This window comes from Xenorhabdus yunnanensis (assembly GCF_028598805.1).
GTDB classification, from domain to species: Bacteria; Pseudomonadota; Gammaproteobacteria; order Enterobacterales; family Enterobacteriaceae; genus Xenorhabdus; species Xenorhabdus yunnanensis.
This window is the reverse complement of sequence record NZ_JAQRFI010000395.1, coordinates 1-203: the sequence shown is the minus strand read 5'-3', so window position 1 is coordinate 203 and position 203 is coordinate 1. Positions and strand designations below refer to the sequence as shown.

Sequence of the window (203 nt, the reverse complement as noted above, 5' to 3'; positions counted from 1 at the left end):
ATCGAGCCGGTATCATCCTGACATTCCAGAACAGTGGGACGACTATTTACCCCCCATAACGATAAATTCACCCGCGATTTGGCTGTTCTCAATGACGACAACACCAAATCAGCACGTTGTTCACCAATAAACACGCCTTTAGAAAACCTAACATCACCCTGATATGTACCGCCCTTTGATGCCGAAACGGCATCAACATCACT

At 46.3% G+C, this 203-nt stretch carries 1 pseudogene; it reads right to left on the bottom strand.

From position 1 onward, the window contains the following. Nucleotides 1-203 (bottom strand): annotated as a pseudogene (locus PSI23_RS22725) (hypothetical protein); the annotation flags it as partial.